Genomic DNA, 17,152 nt, shown 5'->3' with positions numbered 1-17,152 from the left:
CTTTAATGTTAGGGGGATTTCTTTCCAAGAAGGAAAATTATGTGTAAAACCGAGAGATGAGAGCGAAGCCAAAAGAGTAAGCTTAAAAAAACTTCGTTTTAAAAAGTTGGCATGCATTGTGCATTATTTTATATGTAGATGCTCATCTCACTTCTTATGACAGCGAAGCTTCATAAACCCAGAGATGACGCAAAGCCGATTATCGGTGCCTATTGTCCAACTTAGATGATCAAGAGCTCATCCTCTTACCATCAACGAACGGGCGAAACGTTGAGTGAGGCACCATCCGTCTGTAGACCTGATTGTATTTTACACCTGCCTTGTGCAGGTGTTTTTTTTGTTTATGTAAAAAGCCAAGCCCCTTAGAAAATGACTAAGAGGCTGAAAATAAGATAGGTATTAGCTTCTACCTTTACTAAACCACTTACTGAACCAGCGAGTAATATAGGTATAGCAGAGGATAATGAATGTAATAATGAAAATGTCTTTACTAAGATCTTCGGTATTAAAACCAATAATCATAATAAAAACAAAAGGTGATAATACTAACAGCAGAAGATCAAAGAATATTTGTAAACGGTTTGGGGTTGCAATAATCCAGCGCCAAATAGTTTTAATGACATTCATATCGATATCCCTAATTCATTCAAAGCAAAGATGTATATAAAGCTTTATACACTATGTGTTTATTTTATAACATAGCCAAGTGTGTTTTGCTGATCCTTAAATAACGATTATTGATTAAACATTGAGTTATTGATCTGTAATGTTACCAATCATAAACCTCATATTCTCCTTTTACGATGATTTAATACGACTAACGCAATGTATTTAAATTCTTTTCTGCGTTTTGATTGGGGAAGCTAGGCTTAGTGGCAGTTAAGTTTATGAATAAAAAAACTCCACTAAAAGGTGTGGAGTTTTTAGAAAAGGATAAGCAAGAATATTAGTTTCGTTCTTGTTTTAATGAATGGTTTAATGCATCTTGGCGAATTTTTGCCGCATCACTAGATTTATGTTGCCTGTCAAACGCATCGGCTAACCATGATGCATCCTGAACATCAAAACGTTGTGCTAAAGCGGCCTTAAAGTAGGTCTCTGCTTTGTCCCATTGGGCATGCTGTAGCGATAAAACACCTAATGTACTGTTGAGTAACGGGGTGGCACCGTTTTGCTTTTGCAGATGTAAAAGGGTTTTTTCGATAATTTCAGGGCGTTCACTATTCAGTTTTGGCACTAGCAGGAGTAAGCGTTCATCATATTGCTGTTTTAAGCCATCAATAATCATTTTTTCTGCACTTGCAGTATCGCCACATTCAATCAAATGTTCTGCTAAGAAAGCTTGCAATGCGGTTTCATGACGAACTCGGCGAGGTTGTGCTTTCCACCAAGCTTTTAGCCCATCACTACCCCCTTCAGCCATATATTGGTTCATCAACCCTTTGTAAGCCTTTAATTTCAATGCATCGAGCTCATCTTCATTGTGTAACTGTACTTTAGCCATAACAGGAAGTAATTCAATCAGTGACTGATAGGCGCCCGAACGTAAATAAGCTTGTTCCGCAAGACGCAATACTTCAGGGTGTCTTGGGGCTTTGTCGAGAAGTTTATCAATACCATTGCGAGCAGCATGGACTTCTCCTTCCGCTAATTGGATACGGACACGGCTGATATCAACAGGAAGCTGGTCACTCCCTGCGGCTTCGGCGGCTCTATCCAAGTATTGGTGAGTGCGATATTCATCACCACGCTGTTGAGCAGCTTCGGCTGCCATGAGGTAGTTAATGACTGGTTGTTGAGAAAAATCAGCATGTTTGCTCATTAATTTTTCAACTTGCTCGAAATCACCTTCTGCTAATTTCAGTAGCGCTTTTTGTGTTTGAGTATGCGCTTTGTGGTATTTACGACCACTTACCCAACCTCGGGTACGTGATGTCGTGCTGATAAAACGGCGGTAGCACCAACCAAGGAATAACAGCACAAACTGGAGCAAGATAAAGCCCAAAACGAGGCTGGTTACACTGGTCGTAATGTCATAATTATCTGTACGGATAAAAACATAACCTTGGTGACCCGCTAATAATGGGCCTAAGATTATCCCTGCAATAAGTACTATAAATAGGATCAGGACTTTTATCATAATTACCCCCTATTGCCAGCAGGCTCTGCTGATTCAGAAGGGTGTGAATTGTCAGCTGACTCTGCTTTTTGCGTATCCGTGGCAGGAACAGCGGCATCTGCTGCGGCTTCTGTTGGCGCTTCAGTCGCATCCGCTGCGGCATCAACGGCACCATCGCTAACTTTTGTATTGTCGGATGACTGAGAAAGTAAGCTACGAACCCGTGTTTGCATGATTTTTTCTAGCTTTTCTTGGCTTTCCAAGGTATCAGGCATGTCAATATCAATCGGCTGATTGATTAGGTCGTCAATGGTTGATAGGAATGCTTTGGTTTCAGGCGCCTCAGTATCAAAATAGGCTCTTACCCAAGTCGATGCCTGCTCTAATGACTGTTTGTAGGTGGCTTCTTGATAACGTGGTACGGCTTGCGCTGCAATTAATAGCTGAGAGCGAATGTTTTCACGTAGGTAAATGTCTTGATTTGGTGCAAGGAGAGGGGCTTCTGAGCCATCACGAGCTCGTACTGTGACAAAGTCATTTGCAAAACTTTTCCAGCTACGCGCCAAATTTTGTTTCCAATCCGAAATATCATCGCTAACGTCAGCGTTATCTTCAGCTTTCGCATCTCCACTGTTTAAATCCGCTAAACGTAAGTTATCGACTTCATTGCTTAGCTGGTTTAAACGTAAAATAATGCCGTCATAGTCAACTTGGTTGATTGCGGCTAATTTAGCCATATCACTGTTAATTGATTTACGAATGTCGAGTAGGCTTGGGTCATTCATTTCTGCCAAGCTTGAGTCAGCGCTTTTTAGCAGAACGGCCGCGGTTACTGGGTCGCGATCATTCCACAGCTTTCTTCCCGCCATTTTGACCATAAAGTCAGCTTGTGCAAGTAGCCAACTTTTAACATCAGCGCTAGATAACGCAGTAACGTGCGCTTGCAGCTCTTGCATGCGGCGGTTGAGATTCTCTTCATATTCACGAGAATGGCTTTTTATTTCAGCATTAGCCGCAATTAATGCATCTAACCGCTGCCTGTCTGAGTTTTGTTGTTCGATTAAATCACTTAATTTTTGTTTTAATTCATTGTTTTCATTGACTAAGGTGGCATTACTTTGTTGAGTGAAATAGTACAGCCCACCGCCAATAGCGATGATAATAGCGATAGCAATTACACCGCCTATCAGACCAGAACGTTTTTGTTCCGAAGAAGGTTTAGTTTTTGGGCGCTGTTGTTCTGCACCAGCTTCTGGGGTAACCGTCTCGGTTGTTTTATCGTGTTCCGTCATAAATTAGCATCCCATATCGATTGAAATTAATGCTTCTAATAAAGCATTATTATCTGCGCTATTAGCTACACAGACCTTTTGCCATCCGCCTCTGCGGGCTTGGTCTGCAATCCGTTCACTGACGACAAGTAGGCGGCGGGAAAACCACCAAGTTTGGTATTCTTCAGTGATTAATTCTTCTAACAAGGCTAACATTTGACCACTCGTGATCACAACATCTGTAATACCGGTTTGAAACCACTGCTGATTGAACAGAGCTTTATCATAATCAACCGGGTACCTTGTATAACATTCACAATAACTGACTTGCGCACCTCGAGCCCGTAATGTTGACGCGAGAAGCTCTCGCCCGCCATTTCCACGTAATAACAGGGCGTTTTTCCCTTCGAGAAATTGAAGCTCAGGGTGTGTCAGTAGTATTTCACTGGTTTCGCCTTGCTCCGCCCAACGTATGTCTTTTCCGGTTACTTGCTGAAAATATTGCCCTGTAGAGCGGCCAATTCCGTAGTAAGATAACTTATCTGACCAGCTACGCCCCATTTGTTCAAGTGTTAAATTTGCATATTCGACTGCATTTTTAGATAAAAGAAAGACTAAATCATTCGCAGTAAGGCTATCAAGTTGAGGAATAAGGGTATTTAATTCAGCACCGGGCCCTATGCGAATTAAAGGAGAGGCGAAGGCTTCCCCCCCTTTGGTGGTGATTGCCGTGATCAGCTCTGAACATGCGGGCTCAGGGCGAGTGACAAGCACTTTCATGCAGGCGGGTTTCCTTGGTAGACATCCGCCAAAATATCCCTTGCACCGCGTTCAAGTAATTCTTCAGCCAATGATACCCCTGCTTGGTTAGCTTCACTTGGTGAAACTCGTCGTTCTCCACGAATAATCACACTACCGTCTGGCGCTCCAACCAAGGCGCGTAGCCATATTTTGTCATCTTGCCAAATAGCATAACTGCCAATGGGAACTTGGCAACCACCTTCAAGGCGCATATTCATTGCTCGTTCAGCCAGAACACAGGTCGATGTTGCGTCATTATTTAGTTTCGCGAGTAACTCACGGGTTTTACTATCATTTAAACGGCATTCGATGCCGACAGCACCTTGGCCAACGGCAGGCAAGCATTGTTCAGGGGCAAGGGCGGTTTTAATTCGAGTTTCTAGCCCCAAACGTTTTAACCCTGCAACGGCCAAAATAATGGCGTCATATTCACCGTTATCTAGTTTTGATAAGCGTGTTCCGACATTGCCGCGTAAGTCACGAATGACTAAATCAGGGCGGAGCTCCCTTAATTGGCATTGACGACGCAAACTCGATGTTCCGACAATACTGCCTTCCGGTAGTGCCTCAAGATTATCATAGTGGTTTGAGACAAAGGCATCTCGAGGGTCTTCACGTTCACAAATCGTGACTAATCCTAAGCCTTCAGGAAATTCAACAGGGACATCTTTCATCGAATGAACGGCAATGTCTGCGCGCCCTTCTAATAAGGCAAGTTCTAATTCTTTGACGAATAACCCTTTCCCGCCAACTTTCGCGAGAGGTGTATCAAGGATGATGTCGCCTTTTGTCACCATAGGCACGAGTTCAACCAGCAAACCTGGGTGAAGTTGCTCTAATTTGTCTTTGACAAAGTGCGCTTGCCATAGGGCTAAAGGGCTTTTGCGCGTTGCAATACGCACGATATTTGTTGATGTCATTTTACTGTTTTCTCTGGCGAAAAATGCCGCAGATTAACCATACAATTGGCCTTAGTTTTAACATGTTAAGGATATTTTTTCCAGTTAGGCGCAAAACCACTCTCTGAATTGTTGATAACTGATTTACTTTTTCTTCCATGATGCAAGAACGCGATTCAAAATGAGATGACCTAGAATAGCTATTAAGCAATTTCTTTAGCTTATCGTGCTATCTTTCGTGTGAAACACTCTGCGGTTTGTATTAATTCGTGTTGAAGCGAGTAAGCGCAGACACTGTGCGTATTGTACTTAATATCGTTTGATTTTGCTGTTTTACTAAACAATTGAGTAAAAAGAAATTATTCCATTGAAAAACAAGGGATATTTTATAGATTAAAAAATAAAAAGCCTTTTTATACAATATGTTGAAAAGCATTTTGTATCAAAAATAAGCGTATAAAATTATGTGATCTACTTTACCCTTTTGATGCAAGGTGTTAAATTGATCACGTTTCCGACAATCCATTTGAAAATTATTTTAAATCTATCTCTATCTGTTGGGTGCTGGGAAATTCTCAGGTTTGTATTACTTTCATTCAATCAGGCGTAACCTTTGTATCTCTATATTGAAACCTTAAAACAAAGACTGGATGCGATAAACCAATTACGGTTAGAACGTGCAACAGCTTCTATGAGTGAAACCTTCTCGAAGGTTTATAGCTTGCTGCCTGTCTTGTTTCATTATCATCATCCAATGATGCCTGGTTTTATTGAAGGTAATGTCCCCCATGGTGTCTGTTTTTTCTCTCCTGATACAGAGCAAAAAAAATGGTTGGCACCTTTCGAACGTTTTCTACCCACGATTGAAACCGAAGCGAATGGCGAATTACCTATTACGGGTATTTATTCGATGGGAAGCACTTCATCTGTTGGGCAAAGTCAGTGTTCAGATATTGACGTTTGGGTTTGCCATCCTTCTTGGTTGGACCATGAAGAAAAACGTTTTTTGCAAAAGAAGTGTACCTTAATTGAGCAGTGGGCTGCGTCTTTGGGGATTGATGTCACTGTTTTTTTAATTGATGAAAATCGTTTTCGCCATCATGCTAGTGGGCATATTGGTGGGGAAAACTGTGGTTCAACGCAACATATCTTATTGTTAGATGAATTTTATCGAACAGCTGTACGTATGGCGGGTAAACGTTTGCTGTGGACTATGGTGCCAGTCGAAGAAGAGCAGCATTACGATGAATATGTTATGGGGCTATATGCACAAGGCGTGCTAACACCGAATGAATGGCTTGATTTAGGTGGTTTAAGTGAGCTTTCTGCGGCGGAATACTTCGGTGCAAGTCTATGGCAGCTATACAAAAGTGTTGATTCCCCCTATAAAGCCGTATTGAAGAGTATTTTACTGGAATCCTATTCATGGGATTACCCTAACGGTAAGTTATTAGCGATGGAGTTTAAGCGTCATTTACATGCAGGCGAAATTGTGTGTTATGGCTTGGACTCATACTGTTTGATGTTAGAGCGTGTGACACGTTACCTGACTGAAATTAATGATCTAACTCGTCTTGACCTTATCCGCCGTTGTTTCTACCTAAAAGTGTGTGAAAAACTATCTGAAAAAGAGGATAACACATGCTCAGGCTGGCGCCGTGATGTGTTGTCTCAATTGGTTGAATCATGGGGGTGGGGTGCAGAACGTTTGTCTATTCTCGACACACGTAATCAATGGAAAATTGAGCGTGTCCGTGAGGCACACAACGAGTTACTTGATACGATGATGCAAAGTTATCGTAATCTCATTCGCTTTGCGCGTAGAAATAATTTAAGTGTTAGTGCAAGCCCACAAGATATTGGGGTACTAACCCGTAAATTATATGCGGCTTTCGAGGCGCTACCTGGTAAGGTGACATTAGTTAATCCACAAATTTCACCTGATTTGAGCGAAGCGCATCTCACCTTTATTTATGTACCCGAGGGGAGAGCTAACCGTAGTGGTTGGTATTTGTATAACCAAGCGCCAAATATTGAGGCCATTATTGGTCATCAACCTCTTGAATATAATCGCTATTTAAATAAATTAGTGGCATGGGCATATTTTAACGGCCTGTTGACTGAGAATACTCAGGTTTATATGCATAACGGGAAGTCTCAGTGTGATGAACGAAAGCTGCTTGAGTTGATGCATGATGTATCAAGCCATTTCCCTATCAGGTTACCCGCTCCAACGCCAAAAGCGCTTTATAGCCCTTGTGAAATCCGCCATCTTGCAATCATTGTTAACTTAGAAAAAGACCCAACACAGGTATATTCTGAGCAAGTCGTTCATGTTGATTTTAGAAAACTGGATATTTTCAGTTTTGGGGAATCACAACGGTGTCTGATTGGTAGTATTGATTTGTTGTATCGTAATTCGTGGAATGAGGTAAGAACGTTACATTTCAGCGGAGAACAATGCATGTTAGAAGCACTTAAGACCATTTTAGGAAAAATGCATCAAGATGCATCACCTCCTGAAGCGGTTGAAGTGTTTTGTTATAGTGAGCACTTACGCGGGCTGATTCGTACCCGTGTACAACAGCTGGTATCTGAATGTGTAGAACTGCGTTTATCAAGCAACCGAAATGACCCTGGGCGTTTTAAAGCATTACGTATTGCCGGGCAGACGTGGGGGTTATTCTTTGAGCGCCTAAATGTATCTGTGCAAAAACTTGAAAATGCCGTTGAGTTCTATGGGGCTATCTCCCATAACAAACTACATGGCTGGCCAGTTAAACTTCAGGCGAAGGGTGATAACCATTTACCTGCCGTTGTCGATGGTTATGCAAGTGAAGGGATTGTACAGTTTTTCTTTGAAAATACCGCAGATAACACGGGTTTTAATATTTACGTTTTAGATGAAGCAAATCGGGTTGAAATTTATTCCCACTGTGAAGGGTCAAAAGAAGACCTCGTCCGTGACGTGAGTAAATTCTATTCTTCTTCCCACGACCGGTTTACCTATGGTGCAAACTTTATCAATTTCAATTTACCGCAGTTTTACCAAATCATTAATCAAGATGGTAAAAACCAAGTTGTTGCATTTTCTGGTGCGACATGGCCATTTACGGCAGAAGATGATGACGTTGGGTATGAAAGGCAATCTAGCCAACCACAGCACCCACAAGCACATTATTATTGATGGTAGGCAGTTTTGCGCTGCCCACCGTATAAATTCGTAAAGCTTAGAACGAAAAGGGCTCTTGGCTTTGAAAAGCAATTGCCTCGGCTAGTTTAGTTTTGAATTCATGCCCTGAACGGTCACAAACCCAATTACCTTGTTTATAATCATAATGGTACCCACCCTGTTTAGTTGCTAACCATATTTGGTGGAATGCCTCTTGTTTGTTAATAATAATTTTACTGCCATCTTCAAAGCTAAGAGTCATCACACCACCATTGATTTCACAATCAATATCGGCATCACCCTCATAATTATCTAAATGCTCCTCGATGGTGCTCAGTAGCGTTTCTGCTAGCTGATGAAATTCGCTGTCATTCACGATTAATTTCCTGTTTGCTCACAATGGTTTAATTGAAATTATTATTGTTAATTGAAATTATAGGAGGGAACCTGCATTGGGGTCAATCTCAGCATACCCGCTAAAAATTTCAGACTAAATTTAGCCTAAAGTATATAATATCAACATGCTGGATAAACAGGCGTGATTTGCGAGGCCACTCCTGTTATTGTGTAAAATATCAGATGTCAAAAGTGAGTATTACGGGCGAAAAAGAATGAAAAAAAGTTTAATTGGGCTTAGTGCACTAGTTGTTTTATTTACCCTTTCTGGCTGTGGCTTAAAAGGCCCGTTGTATTTTCCGCCGGAAGAAACTGCAGCTCCGGCTAAGGCATCTGATGTGCAACCTACCGCACAAGACAGTACTGCCAAAGAGCCTGCTCAAACAACAAATAATCAGTAAGCCACCTCTATGGAGCGTGAAATGCAATTTTCTAAAATGCATGGCTTAGGCAATGACTTCATGGTTGTCGATGGCGTTACACAAAATGTATATTTTTCGCCTGAATTGATTTGTCGATTAGCGGATAGACACACAGGGGTTGGGTTCGATCAACTACTATTAGTTGAAGCCCCTTATGACCCTGACCTTGATTTTCATTATCGTATTTTTAATGCGGATGGCAGTGAAGTCGCTCAATGTGGTAATGGAGCTCGCTGTTTTGCTCGTTTTGTTAGGCTCAAAGGCTTAACGAATAAGCAAAAAATTAAAGTCAGCACTCAGTCGGGTCGTATGACATTAACCATAAATGAGAATGATGGTGTCTGCGTTAATATGGGCGAACCTGATTTTGAACCACAGAGAGTGCCATTTCGCGCAGTTAAAGAAGAAAAGACCTATATTATTCGAGCACAAGAACGTACAGTGCTGTGTGGGGTTGTCTCAATGGGTAACCCGCATTGTGTCATTCAAGTTGAAAGTATTCATACGGCAGAAGTCGAAGTTTTAGGCCCCGCTTTAGAAAATCATGAGCGTTTTCCAGAACGTGCCAATATTGGCTTTATGGAAATTATCAGTGCTGACCATATTCGCTTGCGCGTTTATGAACGTGGAGCAGGGGAAACTCAAGCTTGTGGTAGCGGAGCATGCGCAGCTGTCGCGGTTGGGATTACTCAAGGGCTACTAGCGAAGCGGGTTAAAGTCGATTTGCCGGGGGGCTCATTAGATATTTCTTGGGAAGGTCCTGGGTCGCCTCTTTATATGACAGGTCCTGCAACGCATGTTTATGATGGAGTCATTCAACTCTAATTTTGAATAGCCGAAGAGGAAAAAATGGATAAAACCAAAAAAGCACAGGAAATGGTTCATCAAATTGATGAGCTTGATGTCGTGCGCTATTTAACGGAAAACCCTTATTTTTTTCTTCGTAATGTACAGCTGTTGGAGCAACTAAAAGTCCCACATGTTGTGCGGGAAGCGATTTCATTGCCTGAGTTAGTCATGAGCCGTCAACGGTTGAAAATCAAAGAGCTCGAACAAGATATTCGGTTTATGGTTGAGCAAGCTCATGAAAATGTAGAGCTTTTTGATGAGTTGTTAGTGTTGGTGATTGAAATGTCATCAGCAGAAAGTTTACAGCAAATGCTGTTAGCGCTAAACCGTTGGGCAAAAAAACTGGGTTTATCCGGTGCTCAGGTACGCTTGTTTAGTGACAGTTGGCATTTGTCTGCACCTTTGGATGCACATCAATTAGTTATCTCGCGTCGTGTTTTTGAACCCGTGAGGATTCAACGCTTTGGTGATAAGCGTAACTACCTCGGCCGGTTAAATGGCCCTGAAATCCAACTACTTTTACCTGATGCGTTAAATGTCGGCTCAGTCGCCATTTCATTGTTTGGTCATCATGGTGAATCAGGTATGGTCATCTTTACTAGCCGTGATCGTGAACATTATCAACATGGTATGGGAACGGTCATGTTGGAGAAAGTCGCTCAAATTCTACCGAGGTTATTATGCCAATGGATAGAACGCCTGTAAAAAACCAGCCGGAAGGGCTGATGAGCCAAATTGAGGCCTTTCTGTATTATCTGCGTGTTGAACGCCGGCTAAGTCCGGTTACTATTACTAACTATCGTCGCCAACTGAGCGTTATTGTGGAAATGTTAGTCTCATTAAATATCCACGAATGGCAAAAAGTGGATGCGACGATTGTGCGCAATATTGCTGCTAAAAGTCGTAAATCGGGTTTACAAGCAGCAAGTATGGCGTTGCGGTTATCATCGCTGCGTAGTTTTTTTGATTGGATGGTACACCAGGGGGAATTACCCGCAAACCCCGCAAAAGCAATCCATGCCCCTAAATCCAAAAAGCGACTTCCTAAGAATATGGATGTGGATGAAGTCTCCCAACTTTTGAATATGGATAGCGGCGACCCTCTTGTTGTGCGTGACCGAACGATGCTTGAAGTGATGTATGGCGCGGGGTTACGCTTATCTGAACTAGTCGGGCTAGATGTTCGCCATCTTGATTTAAATACGGGCGAAGTGTGGGTAATGGGGAAAGGGAGTAAAGAGCGCAGAGTGCCAATGGGTAAAACTGCGGTGAGTTGGCTACAACGTTGGCTTGAGATGCGAGAGCTCTATGACCCTGAAGATGACGCCGTTTTTATTTCAACCCAAAGCGGTAAACGTATTTCGAATCGGAACGTACAGAAACGTTTTGAGCAATGGGGAATAAAACAAGGGGTTAATAGCCACATTAATCCCCATAAATTACGCCACTCTTTTGCGACACATATCCTTGAATCAAGTGGGAATTTACGTGGAGTGCAAGAACTTCTTGGGCATGCAAATTTATCAACAACACAAATCTATACGCACCTTGATTTTCAGCACTTAGCAAACGTTTATGATGTGGCTCATCCGAGAGCAAAGAGGGAGAAACCTTAATGCATTTTTACCGTCCGTTATCACCCATTCTGGCGATCACGTTTGATTTGGATGACACGCTTTACGATAACCACCCAGTTATTGATAAAACGGAAGAAGAAGTTTTACGTTTTGTTCGTGAATATGATCCGCGCTTTAATCATTTTAGTAATGAAGATCTTTATGCTTTTCGCCGTCTTGTTGAAGAACAAGAGCCTGATATTTATCATGATATATCACGTTGGCGTTGGCTCTCTTCCAAAATGATGCTTTGCCATTATGGTTACTCGAAAGAAGCGGCACAAAAAGGGGCGGATGACATCATGGCGCATTTCACATATTGGCGAAATAGAATTGATGTCCCGAAATCCACCCATGAAACATTGTGCCAACTTGCAGAAAAAGTTCCGTTGGTGGCGATTACTAATGGTAACGCAGAGCCGGAAGCATGTGGGTTAGGCCAATATTTTCAATTTGTATTGAAAGCGGGGCCTGATGGGCGCTCAAAGCCATTTTGTGATATGTATCGTTTAGCAGCAAAGCGACTTGAAATTGAGCCACAATTTATTCTTCATGTCGGGGACAACCTGTTAACGGATGTTGAAGGTGCAATTAACAGCGGTATGCAAGCTTGCTGGATAAACACAGAACAAAAAACACTGATGGAAGAGAAAGAGGGTCGTTTATTACCGCATGTAGAAATTTCGCGGTTGGATTCTCTCTTATCATTGGTATAATTATTTCCTGTATAAAAATACAGTGGCAATAGCCATTGTTAATAACCTCACAGTGGTATTAACCACTGTTTTGCTTTGATGGTAACTATGGACGTCTCTTATCTGCTTGAAGGCCTTAATGACAAACAGCGCGAAGCGGTTGCCGCCCCGCGTACCAATTTACTTGTCCTTGCGGGGGCCGGTAGTGGTAAAACTCGGGTGCTAGTGCATCGAATTGCATGGCTGATGTCTGTGGAAAATGCTTCCCCATTTTCAATTATGGCAGTGACGTTCACGAACAAAGCGGCAGCAGAAATGCGCCATAGAATCAATCAATTGATTGGTACTAGTGAAGGCGGTATGTGGATAGGAACATTCCATGGCTTAGCGCATCGTTTATTACGCCAACATTATATGGATGCCAATTTACCGCAGGATTTTCAAATTCTCGATAGTGATGACCAATACCGTTTAATTCGTCGCTTACTTAAGGCGATGAATTTAGATGAAAAACAATGGCCACCACGTCAGGGTATGTGGTACATAAACGGTAAAAAAGATGAGGGTTTGCGTCCTCAGCACATTGAAGCTTACGGAAACCCAGTCGAAGCCACATGGCTAAAAGTATACCAAGCTTACCAAGAAGCCTGTGATAGAGCCGGACTGGTAGATTTTGCTGAGCTATTATTACGTGCCCATGAACTGTGGTTAAACAAGCCCCATGTACTACAGCATTATCGTGAGCGCTTTACGAATATTCTCGTCGATGAATTCCAAGATACCAATAATATCCAATATGCATGGATCCGTGTACTCGCTGGGGAAACTGGAAAAGTCATGATTGTTGGTGATGATGACCAATCAATCTATGGCTGGCGTGGGGCTCAAGTAGAAAATATCCAGCGCTTTCTCAATGATTTTCCTGGTGCAGAAACTATCCGCCTTGAGCAAAACTACCGTTCAACGAATAATATATTAAAAGCGGCGAACGCATTGATCGCGAATAACAGTGACCGCTTAGGGAAAAATTTATGGACAGAAGGCGGAGATGGTGAACCCATTTCCCTCTACTGCGCTTTTAATGAGTTAGATGAAGCACGTTATGTGGTTGGGCGCATTAAACAATGGCATGAAAATGGTGGAGCCCTACAAGATTGTGCCATGCTGTACCGGAGTAATGCACAGTCTCGTGTATTAGAAGAGGCGCTCATCCAAGGTGCTATGCCATATCGTATTTATGGTGGGCAACGTTTCTTTGAACGCCAAGAGATTAAAGATGCACTTTCTTATTTAAGATTAATAGCAAATCGTAATGATGATGCTTCCTTCGAGCGGGTGGTCAATACACCAACACGTGGCATCGGAGATAGAACATTAGATACTGTTCGCCAAACTGCACGGGATCAACAACTAACATTATGGGAAAGTTGTGAGTACTTACTTCGCGAGCAGGTGTTGGGAGGTCGGGCAGCCGCTGCAATCGAGCGTTTCTTAGAATTAGTCGATGCATTAGCTAAAGAAACCCAAGACATGCCATTACACGTTCAAGCTGATAGAGTGATTAACGACTCAGGCCTACGAGCGATGTATGAGCAAGAAAAAGGCGAAAAAGCACAGGCTCGAATTGAAAACTTGGAAGAGTTAGTCAATGCAACCCGTGATTTCAGCTATCAAGACGAAGACCAAGACTTAATGCCATTGCAGGCTTTTCTTTCTCATGCAGCATTGGAAGCAGGAGATGGACAAGCGGATGTTAGTCAAGATGCCGTTCAATTGATGACTTTGCATTCAGCTAAAGGTCTAGAGTTTCCTGTTGTATTCATTGTGGGAATGGAAGAAGGTATGTTCCCAAGCCAAATGTCGATGGATGAAAGTGGTCGTCTTGAAGAAGAACGTCGCCTTGCTTATGTCGGTATTACCCGAGCAATGGAAAAACTGACTATCACCTACGCTGAAAGTCGTCGTTTATATGGCAAAGAAGTTTATCACAGGCCTTCTCGTTTTATCGGTGAGCTACCAACCGAGTGTGTTGAAGAAGTTCGTTTGCGAGCGCAGGTTTCAATACCAGTTAGCCATCAACGCCTTGGTACCCCGATTAGCCAAAATGATTCGGGTTATGCATTAGGGCAGCGTGTAGTTCATCCTAAATTTGGAGAAGGCACGATTATTAACCTTGAAGGTAGTGGTGAACACTGTCGTTTACAAATCGCTTTCCAAGGCCAAGGAATTAAGTGGCTGGTGGCTTCATATGCGAAGCTTGAGAAACTGTAATAGACAAGTATAAATAAAGTAGAAATCTGAATAATATTTCTACTTTATTTATTTAAATGAAATATAGGTTTAAAATAATTATAATTTGTTTTTATTATACAAATAATAAATTAGTCACTCCTTTGTCTTTAATATAATATAAAAACGCAATATAGATATCAAATTATGTTTTTAATTATATGAAAATCAAAGGGATTAATATGGAAATTGATTTTAATTTAAATAGTTATGATTTTAAAAAAATAGACTCGTTAATTTTTTCTGCTGAAAATCGTTTAAATAAAATTAAGAAACTGAAGTCTTCATTAGTAATGAAAATTCAAGATGAATATGGTTATGAATATTTATCTGAAAAAACAAATATAAATAGTGAAGTGACCACTAAAATAGATGAGGTGAATAAAGCTATTAAATTTTTTGAAGGTAATTTACTAGCAATGAAAAATCTTGCTAGTAAATATAACAAGGAAAATATCGGTAATGAGATTTTATATTTTGAGGCTAGTGAGTTTTCTAAGTATAAAATAGAGTTGGAAATAAATAAGCAAAATAAAAATATTGGTGGTGACCATAAACTACTAGAAAGTATTTTTGTAATCAAAAAAATCCCTCATGAGACAAAAGAGGGTATGTTAAATAATGAAAAATCTACTTTAGTAAAGATAAATAATGAAATAACCCATCTAAATACTTCGTTTAATAAAGTTAAAACAGGTATTGTATCTATCTCAATAAATTACCATAACGCTAAGCTAAAATCATTGAAAAATAGAGCATCTAAGTTACTAGAAGATGAACGAAAAATTGATTTACAGTTAGATAACATAGAAATTGAGACAATAAAAAATAAAAAAGAGATAGATGATGAAATTGAAAAATTTGTTTCGTCTATAAATGATTTGAAATCTCGTTCAGTACAGCTATTAAATAAAGGAAGAGCTTGGGGCTCCAGTTCGGTTGTTACTGATAAATATAGCCAAAAACAGATAGATGATTCGATGAGAATGTTAGAGGAAAAAGTTCATAAAAATGTAAAAGTATTTGATGAACAATTAAATATGTTTAAAGGCCTAAGTGAGTTGAACGAACATAAAACTAATTCAGAAATAGAAGAAATAAGGTCATTACGTAGAAATATTTCATTGTATAGAGTAGAAAGCCCTAGCATAGCAAAAGATAAGCATGTATTAGATGAGTTAAGTAGGATAAGTAAACTACAGGAGTCCAATTTACTAAAAGTATTAGACGAATTAAATCAATATATTGATAAGCTAAATATTGAAATGGAAAAACAAGGCGAATTAGAAGTGAATTCAGGGCCTTTTAAAAATCATCTATCTTTAAATATTAAAAGATATAATGAAGAAATGCATAGCATTAAAGAAACTATCAAAGATGTTGAACTTCACTGGTCAATTCATTCTCAAAAAATGATTGAAAATCAAGATGGTAATACATTAGTTCAACCCGTAATTCAAAGCGAATTAATTTCAGAACGAATTACGGCTTTCCAATCGGCGGAGGAGGGGAATAGTGAAGTAAATAAAAACCTAGGGCAGGTAAGTCTTCTTAACCCAGTGGCACGTTGTTCTTGTGGTGGTATTGGAAGAACTGCATTCTGCTAAGTCAATCAATCGTTTAATTTGATTTTATAGTAAGCACTCAATATGGATGGAGTGCTTTTTTACTATGGAATGAGTATGTTATTTATGTAATTTTGAATCTCTTTTCTAGTTTACTCTATGATAACTATCACTATCTTTTTAGTGATTGACTTTGATATGCCGTATTAATCCTCAGGATTTGAGTTTTTAATTTTAAAGTTTCATCTCAATGAAGTATAAAATATTACCTAATTAACTTTTCTAAGACTCATCATGTCAATGGATAAACTTATTGATTCACTTTCCTCACAAGGTTGGTATGTGTGGGACGATTTCATGAGCCTGCAACATATACAAGCCATCAAAAATAGTATTCCAGATACCCTACAGGATGCACGTATTGGGCGCGGTGATACCTTACAAGGAAATAAAAGTATTCGTGCTGATCAAACTGTTTGGCTAGAACCTGAAATGGGGGAGCCTATCGTTAATTATCTCGATAAAATGGAGCAGGTTAGGCAAGAGCTTAACTGCCAGCTTTATCTTGGTCTGCGTGATTTTGAAACGCATTTCTGCCGTTATCCTAATGGTGGATTTTATAAAAAGCATGTTGATAACCCAAGAGGACAAGGGCGTCGCAAGGTAACCACTGTTTTGTATATGAATGAAACATGGCAAGCTGGAGATGGAGGTGAACTTGTTGTCTATGATAAAGAAAACAATCAATTGTTTGAATTGGAACCGCTTGCAGGTCGAATGATTTTTTTTATGTCTGAAGAATTTCCACATGAAGTGTTACCGACTCAACAAAAACGAGAAAGTATCGCAGGCTGGTTTTTAACAGAAAAATTACTCTAATCCGTTCAGGCTATTACCACCTCTTATTGAGGTGGCTGATAGAGATTCTTTCATATTTATAATATCTAATTAATATTATATTATTTCCTTTAAAATTTAAGATTAACTCTATTCAATTTAACTTGTTTTAATCGGTTATATCAGCCATTTTAACTTGTGATTTTTCAATGTACATATAA

15 protein-coding genes are annotated in these 17,152 nt (G+C 40.4%); 9 read left to right on the top strand and 6 right to left on the bottom strand.

The genetic code is table 11. From position 1 onward, the window contains the following. Positions 1–399: 399 nt before the first annotated feature. From M1F25_RS19490 to hemC, 5 genes are all read right to left on the bottom strand, one after another. A complete protein-coding gene (locus M1F25_RS19490; protein WP_004906084.1) occupies positions 400–627 on the bottom strand; it encodes a hypothetical protein in 228 nt (75 codons plus the stop codon). A gap of 319 nt (positions 628–946) precedes the next feature. Then, positions 947–2,140, bottom strand: coding sequence for a protoheme IX biogenesis protein HemY (gene hemY / locus M1F25_RS19485; RefSeq protein ID WP_004906081.1), 1,194 nt, complete (start codon positions 2,138–2,140; stop codon positions 947–949). Between the two features lie 2 nt (positions 2,141–2,142). Then, positions 2,143–3,411: a uroporphyrinogen-III C-methyltransferase gene (gene hemX / locus M1F25_RS19480; RefSeq protein ID WP_004906078.1), complete on the bottom strand. Its 1,269-nt coding sequence runs from the start codon at positions 3,409–3,411 to the stop codon at positions 2,143–2,145. A gap of 3 nt (positions 3,412–3,414) precedes the next feature. After that, entirely contained in the window at positions 3,415–4,170 is a 756-nt protein-coding gene (locus M1F25_RS19475) for a uroporphyrinogen-III synthase (RefSeq protein WP_094962459.1), read from the bottom strand. Then, positions 4,167–5,111, bottom strand: coding sequence for a hydroxymethylbilane synthase (gene hemC / locus M1F25_RS19470; RefSeq protein WP_094962460.1), 945 nt, complete (start codon positions 5,109–5,111; stop codon positions 4,167–4,169). The genes M1F25_RS19475 and hemC overlap by 4 nt, the downstream gene beginning before the upstream one ends. A 592-nt stretch (positions 5,112–5,703) precedes the next feature. On the opposite strand from hemC, the gene M1F25_RS19465 reads away from it, so the two are divergent. After that, complete coding sequence (locus M1F25_RS19465) at positions 5,704–8,277, top strand: class I adenylate cyclase (RefSeq protein WP_181488797.1); 2,574 nt, start codon at positions 5,704–5,706, stop codon at positions 8,275–8,277. A gap of 43 nt (positions 8,278–8,320) precedes the next feature. On the opposite strand, the gene cyaY is transcribed toward M1F25_RS19465, so the two are convergent. Then, positions 8,321–8,638: an iron donor protein CyaY gene (gene cyaY / locus M1F25_RS19460; RefSeq protein WP_004906066.1), complete on the bottom strand. Its 318-nt coding sequence runs from the start codon at positions 8,636–8,638 to the stop codon at positions 8,321–8,323. 235 nt (positions 8,639–8,873) lie between these two features. Between cyaY and lptM the strand changes: the two genes are divergently transcribed. The 8 genes from lptM to M1F25_RS19420 all read left to right on the top strand — a co-directional run bounded on the left by lptM (position 8,874) and on the right by M1F25_RS19420 (position 16,973). Further along, positions 8,874–9,059: an LPS translocon maturation chaperone LptM gene (lptM, locus tag M1F25_RS19455; RefSeq protein ID WP_004906065.1), complete on the top strand. Its 186-nt coding sequence runs from the start codon at positions 8,874–8,876 to the stop codon at positions 9,057–9,059. Positions 9,060–9,080: 21 nt separating this feature from the next. Next, positions 9,081–9,905 carry a diaminopimelate epimerase gene (gene dapF / locus M1F25_RS19450; RefSeq protein ID WP_036958806.1) on the top strand — a complete coding sequence of 275 codons (825 nt, stop codon included), beginning with the start codon at positions 9,081–9,083 and terminating at the stop codon, positions 9,903–9,905. 24 nt (positions 9,906–9,929) lie between these two features. Then, on the top strand, positions 9,930–10,634 hold the full coding sequence (locus tag M1F25_RS19445; RefSeq protein ID WP_112308135.1) for a DUF484 family protein: 705 nt from the start codon (positions 9,930–9,932) through the stop codon (positions 10,632–10,634). After that, positions 10,616–11,545, top strand: a complete 930-nt coding sequence (gene xerC / locus M1F25_RS19440; protein ID WP_094962481.1) for a tyrosine recombinase XerC — start codon at positions 10,616–10,618, stop codon at positions 11,543–11,545. Before M1F25_RS19445 ends, xerC begins: the two co-directional genes overlap by 19 nt. Next, positions 11,545–12,261: a 5-amino-6-(5-phospho-D-ribitylamino)uracil phosphatase YigB gene (gene yigB / locus M1F25_RS19435; RefSeq protein ID WP_004906059.1), complete on the top strand. Its 717-nt coding sequence runs from the start codon at positions 11,545–11,547 to the stop codon at positions 12,259–12,261. Before xerC ends, yigB begins: the two co-directional genes overlap by 1 nt. An 87-nt stretch (positions 12,262–12,348) precedes the next feature. Next, complete coding sequence (gene uvrD, locus M1F25_RS19430; RefSeq protein ID WP_181488795.1) at positions 12,349–14,511, top strand: DNA helicase II; 2,163 nt, start codon at positions 12,349–12,351, stop codon at positions 14,509–14,511. 200 nt (positions 14,512–14,711) lie between these two features. Next, on the top strand, positions 14,712–16,136 hold the full coding sequence (locus M1F25_RS19425) for a hypothetical protein (protein WP_181488793.1): 1,425 nt from the start codon (positions 14,712–14,714) through the stop codon (positions 16,134–16,136). 252 nt (positions 16,137–16,388) lie between these two features. Beyond that, positions 16,389–16,973, top strand: a complete 585-nt coding sequence (locus M1F25_RS19420; RefSeq protein ID WP_181488791.1) for a 2OG-Fe(II) oxygenase — start codon at positions 16,389–16,391, stop codon at positions 16,971–16,973. The last annotated feature ends 179 nt before the right edge of the window (positions 16,974–17,152 follow it).

The sequence above is a fragment of the Providencia sp. PROV109 genome, assembly GCF_033681625.1.
GTDB classification, from domain to species: domain Bacteria; phylum Pseudomonadota; class Gammaproteobacteria; order Enterobacterales; family Enterobacteriaceae; genus Providencia; species Providencia hangzhouensis.
This window is presented reverse-complemented; position numbering and strand designations above follow the sequence as displayed.